Here is a 14,004-nt window from a genome sequence, read left to right on the forward strand (position 1 = left end):
TTATTAAATTAGACAAATATTGACAAGTCAAAATATCTCTAAAATGACATTTGGTAATTATATAAGGAAGTTAAGGGAAGAAAAGCAACTATTACTGCGTGAGGTTGCCTCTCAAATGAACATTGATACCGCTTTATTAAGTAAGATTGAACGTGGTACACGTATGGCCAGAAAGGAACAAGTAGAAGATTTAGCAAAGGCTTTAAACAAAAGTAAAAATGAGTTACTAAACTTTTGGATGGCTGATAAAATTGTCAATATGCTTAAAGATGAATCCAACAGTACGGAAATCCTCAAAAAAGTAGAAGAAGAAATTAAGAACTTAACCAACAAAAAACAGCAGCTTTAAATGGCATTATTTCAAACATCAGTAATAAAAACATATCTGGCGCAACAAGATAATTCAGTAGTAGAGCGTGCCTATAAAAAATATACCAAGTATTTTCATAATGCTACCATTCAAGAGAATATTAAAAACTCTAAAGAAGAACAGTACCAGGCAAAATTTCTGGACGAACTATTTGTAAATGTCTTGGGGTATATCCTAAATCCAAAGCCTGATTTTAATATCACTACCGAGTTTAAAAACCAAAAAGGCGCAGGTAAAGCAGATGGAGCTATTTTAAAGGAAACCAAAGCTATTGGAGTTATTGAGCTGAAGGGAACCAATACCAAAGATTTAGAAAGCATTCGCAAACAGGCATTCGACTATAAAGCCAATCAAAAAGGCTGTGTGTATGTCATTACATCCAATTTTGAGAAGTTGCGGTTTTACATCAACGATGCTACCGAGTTTTTAGAGTTCAATCTCTTTCAGTTAGCACCAGAAGAATTTGCTTTAATGTACCTATGCTTACAAAAGGATAACATTCTTAACAATCTACCACTAACAATAAAGGAAGCTTCTTTAGTAGAGGAAGACAAGATTACCAAACAGTTTTACAATGACTATTCCGTATTTAAACGCGAACTCTTTAGAGACCTCGTAAAACGCAACGCCAAACGCATTAAAATGGATGCTGTCATTGCGAGCGAAGCGCGGCAATCTCTTGAAGAGAACAACGCGAATGAGAATAAAGCACTCGAAAAAAACGTAAAATTATCCCTATTCAAAAAATCACAGAAACTCATAGACCGTTTTCTGTTCATTTTCTTTGCCGAAGATAGAGACCTATTACCACCAAATTCAACTATACAGATATTAGATAAGTGGAAAGCCGACATCGATTTTGGTGACGAACGCCCATTATACAACCTCTTTAAACAATACTTTCATTTCTTGGATGAAGGCAGAAAAGGCACAACCTCAAGAGCAGAAATATATGCCTACAATGGCGGATTGTTTAAACCGGATGCCATTCTCGATAGTTTGGAGATTGATGATGATTTGCTGTACAAACACACTTATAAACTCGCTAAATACGATTTTAGCTCTCAAGTAGATGTCAATATTTTAGGGCACATCTTTGAAAACTCACTTAACGAAATAGAAAGCGTTAATGCCGAAATTGAAGGTGGCGAGTTCGATAAGCAAAAGAGCAAGCGTAAAAAAGATGGCGTGTTCTACACACCAAAATACATTACCAAATACATTGTAGAAAATACCGTTGGTAAATTGTGCCAAGAGAAAAAAGACCAATTAGGTTTTAAGGAAGAAGCATATTTCGAGATAAAAAAAGGGACACACCAAAACACCAAAAAGCAATTATTAGAGGTTTTAGATAATTACAGAGCGTGGTTACTACAAATCACTATATGCGACCCAGCTTGTGGCTCTGGAGCATTCTTAAACCAAGCGTTAGATTTTTTAATAAAAGAACACCGTTACATTGATGAGCTAAAAGCAAAAGTATTGGGTGGTGGCTTCATATTAAGCGATATAGAAAATACCATTTTAGAAAATAATATTTATGGGGTTGACCTTAACGAAGAATCTGTTGAAATTGCTAAACTATCGCTTTGGTTACGTACCGCACAACCACGACGAAAACTCAACGATTTAAGCAACAACATTAAATGTGGTAACTCATTAATTGACAGCAAAACCGTAGCAGGAGATAAAGCCTTTAATTGGCAACAAGAATTTCCACAGATATTCAATCCGTCATTGCGAGGAGGCACAACGAAGCAATCTGTTGATGTAAATCAAGGCTTTGATGTAATTATTGGGAATCCGCCTTATGTAGATATTAAAGCATTAGATAATGTTATAGTTAAACAATTATTTAAGGACTACAAGACTGCTGAAAATAGAATAAATTTATACTCGATTTTCATTGAAAAAGGATTCGAATTAATTAAAGATGGTGGGTTTCTTTCTTATATAAACCCTAACTCAATCTTGGTGAATTCTTCTTATACTAAAATAAGAAAGCTATTGATTGACCATATGACAACTATTGTCAAACTTCCTGATGGTGTATTTAAAGATGCAATTGTTGAAACCATAATATTTGAATTGAGAAAAAACAATAATGAACAGTTTATAAAAACAATTGTTTATCCTAAAAAAGAATCAATCTCTTTTGTTGATAATAACTTATCTAATGATGTGAATAGATTGTCTTGGAAAAATACAGAAAATTGTAATTACAACATTTTTGTATCACAAGAACAACAAAACATTTTAAATAAAGTCGAAAATGATACGGAGCAATTAGGTGATATTGCTGACTTTACATTAGGAATAACGCCTTATGATAAATATAAGGGGCATTCCCAAGAACTTATAAAGAGTAGAGGTTTTCATTCTGAAACCAAGTTGAATGAAAAATATAAGCCTTTAATATCCGGTGCTAATATTATAAGATATTTAGTTACATCTAATATTGATGAATATATACACTATGGTGATTGGCTTGGTGCACCACGAGAAGAAAGGTTTTTTACAAAACCAAGAATTATTGTACGTCAAATAGTTTCTGGTAATCCGCCAAGAATTTACGCTGGCTATACAGAAGAGCCATTATACTTTACTCAAATAGGATTTTCCATTATACCAAATCCAAAGACAATTAATGTAAAAGTATTATTGGCTTTAATAAATTCAAAGCTTTTGAACTTCTATCATAAATATTCTTATTTGGATTTGGAGAAAGAGTTATTTCAAAAAATTTTAATAGCTAATTGTAAAAAGTTTCCAATCTCAAAAAAGTTAATTGAGACAGAAAATGTTGATATGATTTCTTTAGTAAATGAAGTTATTAAATTGACTTTAAATGAATCAGAAACTTTATTAAAGTTCAATAAATATGTTGAGCAAACTTTAAATATTATACTGACCCGTAAACTACAAAACTGGCACGAGTTAGACTTTGCAGACTTTATAAAAGAACTCAACAAAGCCATTAAAAAAGCAGGTGGCACACCGCTTACCAAAAAAGACGAGTTTGAGTGGTTAGAACTCTTCGAGGATAACAAACAAAAAGCCCAAGAGTTACAAACCCAAATCACCCAAACAGAAAAAACAATAGATACTATGGTGTACGATTTATATGGCTTAACAGAGGAAGAACGAGATATTGTAGAAAATAGTTAGTAATGAAAGAAAATAAAAAGGAAATTGTAAAATTCACACCCAAACAGCTTGAAGGTTGGGAAGAGTATCGTAATGCACTTTATATTCAAAAATCAAAAAGTGACGATTTATTTGAAAAAGCCATTACGTTTATTTCATCTGGTGCTTTAGGACTCACATTGACTTTTCACGATAAAATAGTACCTGTCGAAAATTCTATTTGCGTAATCATCATTGCAATTGGCTGGACACTCTTGATAACAACACTTTTTATTAATCTTATCAGTCATTATCAATCCAGTAAATCAACAGATGCTTCAATCGACGAAATTGATGGAATATTAGACTATAAAATCAATTATTCAACCTATCAAGTTAATTTGCATAAGAGAAATAAGAAAATTGACAATCTTAATAAAACGTCTATATACCTTTTAGGAATAGGTCTATTTTTAATTATAATTTACGTATCAATAAACATTCATTATGGCAAAGAAAAGCAACTCGACATCAAAGTCGAAACCTCAAAACAGGCAACAACCAAAGACAAACAGTCAGAGTCAAAAAGGACAATCGATTCCACGTCCTACATCTCAATTAAACAACAACCCTAAAAAAAAGTAGAATGGCAAACAAAGACAACTCATCCAAGCAAAAAACAGTTAAAATTGATTTAGGAAACACTATTAAAAGACCTTCAAACAATTTAAAACCAAAAGATAGTAAACCTAAAAATAAATAATACTTGTCATTGCGAGAAGCGCAGCGACGTGGCAATCTTTTAAATTGAAACTAAAAAAATAAATATGTAAAACCCAAAAACACCTCATTACCAATGCAAGAACACCTCAAAACCAACATACTCAACTTTAAATGGCCTAATAGTGCGCCTACTATTTATTTAACTTTAGAGGATATGGAAGGCAGTCATCCCATCCATAAATCTAAATTTTCAAGGAAGATTAAAGAGGTGTTTCCAGACACAGACCTATCAAACAAAGACCAAATATTTACAACATTTACAACGGAAATAACAGATGCACCAAGCATTAAGTTAAATTTAGTAGATGGTAGAGAATTAAGAATATATAAGCAATTCCTTAAACACCAATTAAGAAGCTATTTTAAAGCAAAAGACTATGTAGTTGTAAAAAACTTTGTAGGTGATGTACAGGTTTGGATGCCTTCTCTTAAAGGCAATACAGAGCATTATAATTTATATTATAAGTTTTCATTTAAAATACAATTTGCAAAATTAACCGACTTACCAGAACTTATTGTATCGTACGATGGCACATCAAAAGTCCTTACAACGTCTGTTAAGGATATTGAGGATTCAGAGTTAATAAAACGTTGCGTATATGGACAAACTATCTTCAATTATCAAATGAACCTCGATACAGAGGAAAAAGAAGATTATTTCAATGCTATTGAGTTTGATAAAGCATTCCCAATTTTTAGTTTACCATTAGCCAGAGCATTAGATATACCTATTGAAGAACCAATTAGACCAGCTAATAAATACCAAAAGTATGTAGCACTTATTAATAATTTTGCAACCAATTATTTGTTTGCAGAAGATTTTAAAGCCATTTTCCCGTTTAAAAACGATGCATTTATTGATGTGCCTCTCAACCGTATTAATCACATTGACCCACAAGTAGGATTATTAGAGTTTGGTAAAGACCAATATGGTAACAAGAAAACCCATTTAGTGCCTAAATTGGCAATGAACAACCTCAACCCTTACAAAAGACCAAACAACCAAAATATTAAGTTTTTCTTTGTGTACCATACCTCGCATAAAGAAGCAATTAAAACATTTTACAACAACCTTAAAACTGGTGTTACGGCAGATAAAAAATATTTTAAAGGGATTGAGGCTTATGTAAACATTAAGGCTTCAACGTCTAAAGAGCATTTTATAGAGTTTACCAATGAAAGCAACCCAATTCCAGAAATTACAGAAAAGTTAGAAAACCTTTCATTCGACCACGATACTGTACGTTATGCAGCGTTTTATTTAAGTCCTTTCGATAAGTTTACACCAAATCCTGAAGACCGAGAAATCTATATTCAAATCAAAGAACTCTTTCTAAATGAAGGCATTGTTACACAGGTTGTAGATTATGAAAAAATGGTGGTCAATATCGAGAATCAATACAACTTCCAATTCTCATTACAAAATATGGCATTGGCAATTCACGCCAAATTAGGTGGCGCACCTTGGAAACTTGCAGTAACCGATAAAAAAGAATTAGTAATAGGTGTTGGTGCATTTACCAATCAAGGCGAAAACAGACGTTATATAGCAAGTGCCTTTAGTTTTCAAAACAATGGCTTGTTTAGAAAGTTCGAGTATTTTGACCAAAGCGAAACAGACCTGTTAGCAGGTAGTATATGTAAAGCCATAAGAGATTTTACATCTGTTGCAGAAGCTGATAAAGTAGTCATTCACTTCTATAAAGAAATGAGCTACGAGGAACTAAAACCTATTATAAGAGGGATGCATACATTAGGGTTAAAAATTCCTCTCTACATTCTAAATATCAATAAAACAGAAGCAGAAGATATTATTGCTTACGACCTCAATTGGAACAAAAAGTTAATGCCAGTAAGTGGTACATACATACGTATAAGCGAAAACCAATTTTTGCTGTTTAACAATGCACGTTACCCTAATTCTCAAAGGTATGCAGATACAGATGGCTATCCATTTCCAATAAAAATTAAAATAAGCAGTCCAGATGAAGATGCTTTTGAAGATGCTGACGTCGTGTTAGAATTATTAACACAAGTATATCAGTTTAGCAGATTATATTGGAAATCGCTTCGACAACAAAATGTACCAATAACAATAAAATACCCAGAAATGGTAGCACAAATAGCGCCACGATTTAATAATGGTGTTCCAGATGATGCTAAAGATGCTTTATGGTTTTTATAAAAGAATGATATGTCAAGATTAAGAAGAAAAGAAACACTTGCATCTATAATGGGTTTTGGTTTTATCCATTTTGAGTTCCATTTAATTGAAGATTATATGAATCATATGGAAACTCATTTTGAAATGGAATTGAAAAATATAGAGGTTGAGTATGATAATTTTCAAAAATCCAAAGAGGTTGATAAATCAGAATATTCCGAGGAATATTTAGACCACATACAGGATTCCTTTATTGACAATGTTTTTATGTTTAATGATGTTTACATCAAAAATTATAGAAACGCTCAAATCATACAACTGTATTCTTTTTTTGAAGATGTTTTAAAGCGTGGTTGCGACAGGTTTGCATCTTATAAACAAACAGACTACAGAGTAGATGACTTAAAAGGTAATAATGATATTGATAAGGTAAAGAAGTTCTTAAAGCAGTCAGCTAAAGTTGATTTTTCGATACTCAATCCTGAATGGAGTTTTATTGATAATTTTAGACAAGTACGTAATTTAGTTGTGCATCACAAGGGTATAATTAAAAACAACGATTCTGTCAATAATAGCGATAGAAAGTTCAATAACATTAAGAATTTTAGCAAGGGTCGGTTTACGCTAAATGAATATGCATCTTCAAAAAATAGATTTGAAATAGTATTTGATAATCCACAGTTTTTTAAAGAGATAATAAACAACATCGAAAGTTTATTGGATAAAATAGGAAGTGAAGAAATGCATTTAAACACAGTATAAAAAATTACTTTCTAAAATGGGTAAATGGTAATTTGGTTAATAATAGAATTTCATAAATCTTTTGCACAACTATTGCATCATTAAATTTTTATCTTTGTAATTGTGAAATTTGTAACAATCATATTATCCTTAATAATACTATTGCTTTCAGCAAAGCCTTGTTCTGATGGTCAAAATAAAGAAGACCAACACCAAGACGAGATAAGTGTTAATCACAACCACCAAGAAGATAGTGACGATTCTTGTCCTATTACGTGTATCTGCAATTGTTGTGGTTTGTCCATTACTTACGAACCAATCAAGACATTTGATTTAAAACTCAATATTGAAATCTCATCGGAGTTAATTTCTACATATCAACCTATTTATAGGTTTAACTTCCTTTCCAATATTTGGCAACCGCCACAAGTAATAAGCTAAAACGTTTCGATTTTAAATCAATTATTTAGTTAATTACAATTATAATTCAATGAATAAATACCTATTGAGTATAAAGCTCATATTAATACTTTGCCTATCGTTACAGGCACAAACATCAGACATACAAATAAAAGTCCTAACAGAAGCTGAAAACGAGCCTTTATTGGGTGCTACGGTTTACTTTGAAGCATTAGAAAAAGGAGCAGTAACCGATTTTGATGGTATTGCAACTTTTACAGAAATTCCAGATGGTCAGCATCAAATAATTATTTCTTTTTTAGGCTTTGAAACATTTGAGACAACAATTCAAATTCCAAGTAATACAGAATTAATGTTTAAACTAAAAGAGGGCGGTAATCAATTAGATGCTGTAGTATTGCAATCTTCAAGAAGTACAAGAACCGTAAGAAAAATACCGACACGTATAGAGTTTATAGGTGCAGAGGAATTAGGAGAAAAAGCTATAATGAATCCTACTAATATTTCTATGGTGCTTCGAGAAAGTACAGGTATACAAATGCAACAAACATCATTAAGTAGTGGGAGTACCAATATTCGTATTCAAGGATTAGATGGTAGGTACACACAACTTTTAAGAGATGGGTTTCCATTATATGGTGGTTTCTCAAGTGGGTTAAGTATTTTACAAATACCACCTTTAGACTTACAACAATTTGAAATTATAAAAGGAAGTTCATCAACCCTTTATGGTGGTGGTGCTATTGCAGGATTGGTAAATATGGTATCTAAAACACCAGACTTTGAACCTGCTTTAGATATAATGCTTACACAAACACAAGCATTAGGAAGTACAGCCAATGTATTTTATAGTAAAAGAAATGAAAAATTCGGTGTATCACTTTACGGTTCTGGTCATTATCAAAAAGCATACGACCCAGAAGATGATGGTTTTAGCAACCTACCAAATACAACATCAATTTCATTTAATCCTAAATTGTTTTATTACCCATCAGAGAAAACAACACTTTGGTTTGGATTAAACGGTACGTATGATGATAGAATTGGTGGAGATATGACAAAAATTGAAAGTGGAGAAAATGGCATACATCAATATACTGAAGAAAACAATTCAAAACGAGTAAGCAGTCAATTGGTATATCAAACACAATTAGATTCCGTTAGTTCATTAGAATTTAAAAATAGTGTCTCTTTTTTCGATAGGAATTTAACAGTTCCTGATTTTAATTTTGATGGTAAGCAAACAAACACGTTTACTGAAATATCTTATAACACAGCATCAGAAAATACGGATTGGATAGTTGGAGCTAATCTATATACCTCAAATTTCGATGAAAATGATAACGCACCATTACAAAGAGACCAAAAAGATGTGACCTTTGGAGCATTTGCAAATAATATTTACGACATATCGGATAATTGGATATTAGAAACAGGATTAAGAGCAGATTATAATACGGATTTCGGTTTCTTTCCACTTCCAAGAATTTCATTACTTTATAAAAACAATAGTGGATTTTCAAGTAGAATTGGTGGAGGTTTAGGGTATAAGATTCCAGATATTTTTACAGAAGAAGCAGAGTATATCAATTTTGAAAATGTGCTTGCTATAGATAAATCTACAGTAGATGCAGAACGTTCTTATGGTGTTAATTTTGATTTGAATTATCAAACACGATTATCGGATGAGATTGGTTTTTCCATAAACCAATTATTCTATGTGACTGCTATTAATGATGGACTGCTTTTAAATTCAACAGATAACGGATTTTTTCAATTTGAAAATGCTTCAGATAAAATATTCAGCAAAGGTTCAGAAACGAACATCAAATTTACATATAAGGATTTTAGATGGTTTTTAAATTATGCATTTATTGATACAAGGCTAAATTATTTAGAAGGCAATCCTCAAAAACCCTTAACAGCAAAACATAATGCAGGTAGTGTTATAATGTACGAATCTAAAAAATGGCGCATAGGTTATGAAACTTATTATACAGGGAAACAGTTCTTGTCTAATGGTACAGAAACTACAGACTTTGTAACTATGGGTTTAATGGTGATGCGTAACTTTAAATTGGGAAGTGTATTTGTAAATTTCGAAAACTTTACAGATAGAAGACAAAGCAGGTTTTCACCTTTGGTTTTACCACCGCACGAAAATCCTGTTTTCCCAGAAATATATGCGCCTACAGATGGTTTTATATTTAGTGTAGGACTTATTATTAAACCATTTGGTAACGAAGACGACGATTAATTATGGAAACAATAGAACAAGTATTAGAATCAAAAAACATACGAGTTACTGCAATGCGTATGTTAATTTATAAGTTCCTAGTTGAGAAGGAGGTTGCAGTAACATTGAGTGATATTGAAAACGCATTTGAAAAAGCAGATAGAACAACACTTTACAGGACTATTAAAACCTTTGAAGAGAAAGTCATTGTTCATCAAATAGACGATGGTACAGGAATTACGAAATATGCGTTATGCGAAGAGGGATGTAATTGTGATATAAAAAACGATTTGCATTTACATTTCCATTGTAATAATTGCAATGAAACCATTTGCCTAACAGAACATAAAATACCACAAATTAAAGTACCTGATGGCTTTGTTTCGGAAAATGTAAACTTGGTTGTAAAAGGTATATGTGATAAGTGTAGTGGATAACAAATGCACTTCCATTGCACTTACTATTAAATTACTTTTATCCAAAATTAGTGGATATGAAGTTTAATACTAAAATACCTAAACATATCAAACAGGCTTATATCGAAGAATTAAAACAATACAGTTTCTGTTTAGAAAATAAGCGGTTTGGTAATGCTTGGTTTCATTTAGAACGCAGTCATATAATAGGACAGTCTTATCCTATAGAACATACCTATTCACATTGGCTAATGCTAAAGTTTGGATTTAGACAAAAAGATACTAAAGAAGTATTCGGTCAAATTATTAGATTGCTTGTTGGTGGTTGGAAATCATTTATAAATCACGTTCCTCTTGGTAATACAGGTGGCGCAAACGTACCACCATTAAAACGTATGCCTATTCCAAATGACATTGAAAAAGTATTAGATATAGAATGAAAAATAAATTAGCGGTTACAAGTATCCTAACAGCAATCACAGCTTCATTGTGTTGCATCACACCAGTTTTGGCATTAATTGCAGGAACAAGTGGTGTAGCTTCAACTTTTTCTTGGATAGAACCATTTAGACCTTACTTAATAGGGCTAACTATATTAGTTCTTCTCTTTGCTTGGTATCAAAAATTAAAACCAGAAAAAGAAATCGACTGTGAATGTGAAACGGATAAAAAACCAAAATTTATTCAGTCAAAAACCTTTTTAGGAGTTGTAACAGTATTCGCAATAGTGATGTTGGCATTTCCATACTACTCAAGTATGTTTTATCCAAATTCAGAGAAACAAATTGTTGTCGTTGATAAATCAAATATCAAAACAACAGAGTATAAAATAAGTGGAATGACTTGTCCCAGTTGTGAAGCTCACGTAAACCACGAAGTAAATAAACTTAACGGAATTGTGAACTCAAAAACATCATACAAGAATGGTAACGCAATCATTGAGTATGACCAAACTAAAACTAATGAATTAGAAATTGAGAAAGCAATTAATTCTACAGGTTATAAAGTAACTGATAAAAATTAAAATTGATGCAAACTATATTAAAATCTGAAATCACTTGCCCAACCTGTGGTCATAAAAAGGAAGAAGATATGCCAACAAATGCCTGTCAATTCTTTTATGAATGTGAGAAATGTAAAACAGTTTTAAAACCAAACAAAGGAGATTGTTGTGTGTATTGTTCTTATGGTACAGTTCCTTGTCCACCAATTCAACAAAACAAAAGTTGTTGTTAAAACTAACTTGATGAAAAAAAAGAAAATCAATTTAAAAGATTTAAAACCAAATTCAGAAGAACAACATTCTCACGATGATGGTCATAATCACGGTAATGGAAGTGCATTCAAAACATACATTCCTGCTATCATAAGTTTTGTTATGTTAATGGTAGGTATCGCTGTAGATTATTTTGATGCGATTCCTCAATTTCAAGGATGGATTCGAGTAGTTTGGTACACTTTAGCATATATTCCAGTTGGATTTCCTGTAATTAAAGAAGGTTGGAAAAGTCTTATAAAAGGCGATGTTTTTACCGAGTTCTTTTTAATGTCAATCGCAACAATTGGTGCATTTATCATTGGCGAATATCCTGAAGGTGTGGCAGTAATGCTATTTTATGCAGTAGGAGAATTATTTCAAAACGCAGCAGTTAATAGAGCAAAAGGAAACATTAAAGCCTTATTAGATGTTCGACCAAAAGAAGCTAATGTATTTCGTGATGGTGATTATATAAGTGTGTCGCCAGAAGCTGTAAATATTGGCGAGAAAATACAAATTCGAGTAGGTGAAAAAATTCCATTGGATGGTGTTTTATTATCCGAAAAAGCATCGTTAAATACAGCAGCTTTAACAGGAGAAAGCAAACCAGATTCTATTCAGAAAGATGCAAAGGTTTACGCAGGTAGTATCAATTTACAAAGTGTTATTGAAGTTGAGGTAACCAACACCTTTGAAGATAGTTCTATTGCGAGAATATTAGACTTGGTTCAAAATGCTACAGCACGTAAATCTAAAACAGAATTATTTATTAGGCAGTTTGCTCGTATCTACACACCAATTGTTGTGTTTTTAGCTATTGGCGTAACTTTTATACCTTACTTTTTTGTAGATGATTATGTCTTTAGAGATTGGTTATACAGAGCATTGATTTTCCTGGTAATATCTTGTCCTTGTGCGTTAGTGATTTCAATTCCATTAGGATATTTCGGTGGATTGGGAGCAGCTTCAAAAAATGGAATATTATTTAAAGGTGCTTCATTTTTAGATGCTATGACCAAAATAAATACTTTGGTAATGGACAAAACTGGAACCGTTACCAAAGGTGTATTTAAAATTAAAGAAGTAAAAGCAATCGGTTGGAATGAAACCGAATTTATGCGATACTTAATGGCGATGGAAGAGCAATCCACGCATCCAATTGCAAAAGCAATTTTAGAGTATAAAGCAAAAGGAGAAGATTTTGAAGCTCAAGACGTTTCTGAAATTGCAGGTAAAGGTTTAAAAGGCATTGTAAATGGTAAAACAGTTTTAGTAGGAAATAAAGCCTTAATGACTGCGAATAATATAAATGTTCCAACGGAAACGGAATCTATTGTAGAATCGATAGTATTAGTTGCAATCGATAATCAATTTGCAGGTTATGTAGTCATAGCAGATGAATTAAAGGAAGATGCAAAAGAAACTATTACAGCATTACATAAAGTAGGTATCAAAAATATTATGATGCTTTCCGGTGATAAAGATTCGATTACCCAACAAGTTGCAAAAGAATTAAATATTGAAAATGCTAAAGGTGGCTTATTACCAGAAGATAAATTAAACGAAGTTGAAATTTTAAAGAAAAATCCTGAAAATAAAGTAGCTTTTATAGGTGATGGTATTAACGATGCACCTGTTTTAGCAGCAAGTAATGTTGGTATTGCAATGGGTGGTTTAGGTAGTGATGTTGCTATTGAAACAGCAGATGTTATCATTCAAACAGACCAACCTTCAAAAGTAGTGAGAGCCATTAAAATAAGTCATTCCACACGTAAAATTGTTTGGCAGAATATCATTTTAGCATTTGGTATTAAAGTTATTGTCTTGATTTTAGGAGCAGGTGGTTTAGCCACAATGTGGGAAGCAGTTTTTGCAGATGTAGGAGTAGCATTATTAGCAATTTTAAATGCAGTTAGATTGCAGAAAATGAAATGGGATTAAGCAGATTAATCAATTAAACTTCTGTTAAACAAAATCAATAGTTGTTAAAATTTCGTAACTTCGCAATCAATATGAAGCAGATTTTCCATAAAATAATGTCTTTAGCAATGACTTTTGTAGTGTTATTCTCTACAATGTCATTTACTGTGAATATGCATTATTGTGGAGATACTTTAGTAGAATCTGCTATCTTTCAAAAAGCCAAAGGTTGCGGAATGGAAATGGAAAAGCCTTCAACCGAAGAATGTTCTATTACCAAGAAAAATTGTTGTGATGATAAACAATTAGCAATTGAAGGTCAAGACGAATTACAATTGCAAGTTGACAAAATCACGTTTGAGCAACAAGTATTCATCGCTTCATTTGTTTATACTTACATTAACCTTTTTGAAGGTTTAGACAGTAATGTATCTACCTACGAAGAATACAAACCACCACTCGTCATAAGGCAACTCTACAAGATTGACGAGACATACTTAATTTGATTTTTAAACAATAGACTCTTTTATCCTATGACTGCAATGTCGTAAGGATAATTTACTGTATTCG

13 protein-coding genes are annotated in these 14,004 nt (G+C 32.1%); all 13 read left to right on the forward strand.

The window, feature by feature from the left end:
- Positions 1 to 43 precede the first annotated feature (43 nt).
- Positions 44 to 349, forward strand: a complete 306-nt coding sequence (locus ACLII3_RS12715; protein ID WP_109310215.1) for a helix-turn-helix domain-containing protein — start codon at positions 44 to 46, stop codon at positions 347 to 349.
- Entirely contained in the window at positions 350 to 3,538 is a 3,189-nt protein-coding gene (locus tag ACLII3_RS12720; protein WP_412984603.1) for an Eco57I restriction-modification methylase domain-containing protein, read from the forward strand.
- 2 nt (positions 3,539 to 3,540) lie between these two features.
- Complete coding sequence (locus ACLII3_RS12725) at positions 3,541 to 4,131, forward strand: hypothetical protein (protein ID WP_391592981.1); 591 nt, start codon at positions 3,541 to 3,543, stop codon at positions 4,129 to 4,131.
- A 221-nt stretch (positions 4,132 to 4,352) separates the two neighbouring features.
- Positions 4,353 to 6,464 carry a Piwi domain-containing protein gene (locus tag ACLII3_RS12730; RefSeq protein ID WP_412984604.1) on the forward strand — a complete coding sequence of 704 codons (2,112 nt, stop codon included), beginning with the start codon at positions 4,353 to 4,355 and terminating at the stop codon, positions 6,462 to 6,464.
- A gap of 9 nt (positions 6,465 to 6,473) precedes the next feature.
- Positions 6,474 to 7,205, forward strand: coding sequence for a hypothetical protein (locus tag ACLII3_RS12735; protein ID WP_412984605.1), 732 nt, complete (start codon positions 6,474 to 6,476; stop codon positions 7,203 to 7,205).
- A 102-nt stretch (positions 7,206 to 7,307) separates the two neighbouring features.
- Entirely contained in the window at positions 7,308 to 7,625 is a 318-nt protein-coding gene (locus tag ACLII3_RS12740; protein ID WP_298344491.1) for a DUF6660 family protein, read from the forward strand.
- 49 nt (positions 7,626 to 7,674) lie between these two features.
- On the forward strand, positions 7,675 to 9,861 hold the full coding sequence (locus ACLII3_RS12745) for a TonB-dependent receptor (RefSeq protein ID WP_412984606.1): 2,187 nt from the start codon (positions 7,675 to 7,677) through the stop codon (positions 9,859 to 9,861).
- 2 nt (positions 9,862 to 9,863) lie between these two features.
- Positions 9,864 to 10,277, forward strand: coding sequence for a Fur family transcriptional regulator (locus ACLII3_RS12750; protein ID WP_133355505.1), 414 nt, complete (start codon positions 9,864 to 9,866; stop codon positions 10,275 to 10,277).
- 56 nt (positions 10,278 to 10,333) lie between these two features.
- The gene (locus ACLII3_RS12755) at positions 10,334 to 10,696 is read left to right on the forward strand and encodes a DUF3703 domain-containing protein (protein ID WP_120201175.1); all 363 of its coding nucleotides are present in this window, start codon (positions 10,334 to 10,336) and stop codon (positions 10,694 to 10,696) included.
- Positions 10,693 to 11,280, forward strand: coding sequence for a mercuric transport protein MerTP (gene merTP / locus ACLII3_RS12760; protein ID WP_133355506.1), 588 nt, complete (start codon positions 10,693 to 10,695; stop codon positions 11,278 to 11,280). Before ACLII3_RS12755 ends, merTP begins: the two co-directional genes overlap by 4 nt.
- A gap of 5 nt (positions 11,281 to 11,285) precedes the next feature.
- Positions 11,286 to 11,492 (forward strand): GDCCVxC domain-containing (seleno)protein, encoded by a 207-nt coding sequence (locus ACLII3_RS12765; protein ID WP_120201171.1) that lies wholly within the window; start codon positions 11,286 to 11,288, stop codon positions 11,490 to 11,492.
- A gap of 10 nt (positions 11,493 to 11,502) precedes the next feature.
- Positions 11,503 to 13,455, forward strand: coding sequence for a heavy metal translocating P-type ATPase (locus ACLII3_RS12770; RefSeq protein ID WP_412984607.1), 1,953 nt, complete (start codon positions 11,503 to 11,505; stop codon positions 13,453 to 13,455).
- Between the two features lie 71 nt (positions 13,456 to 13,526).
- Positions 13,527 to 13,940 (forward strand): HYC_CC_PP family protein, encoded by a 414-nt coding sequence (locus ACLII3_RS12775; protein WP_036122971.1) that lies wholly within the window; start codon positions 13,527 to 13,529, stop codon positions 13,938 to 13,940.
- Positions 13,941 to 14,004: the final 64 nt, after the last annotated feature.

The sequence above is a fragment of the Pontimicrobium sp. IMCC45349 genome, from assembly GCF_047219225.1.
Lineage (GTDB): Bacteria > Bacteroidota > Bacteroidia > Flavobacteriales > Flavobacteriaceae > IMCC45349.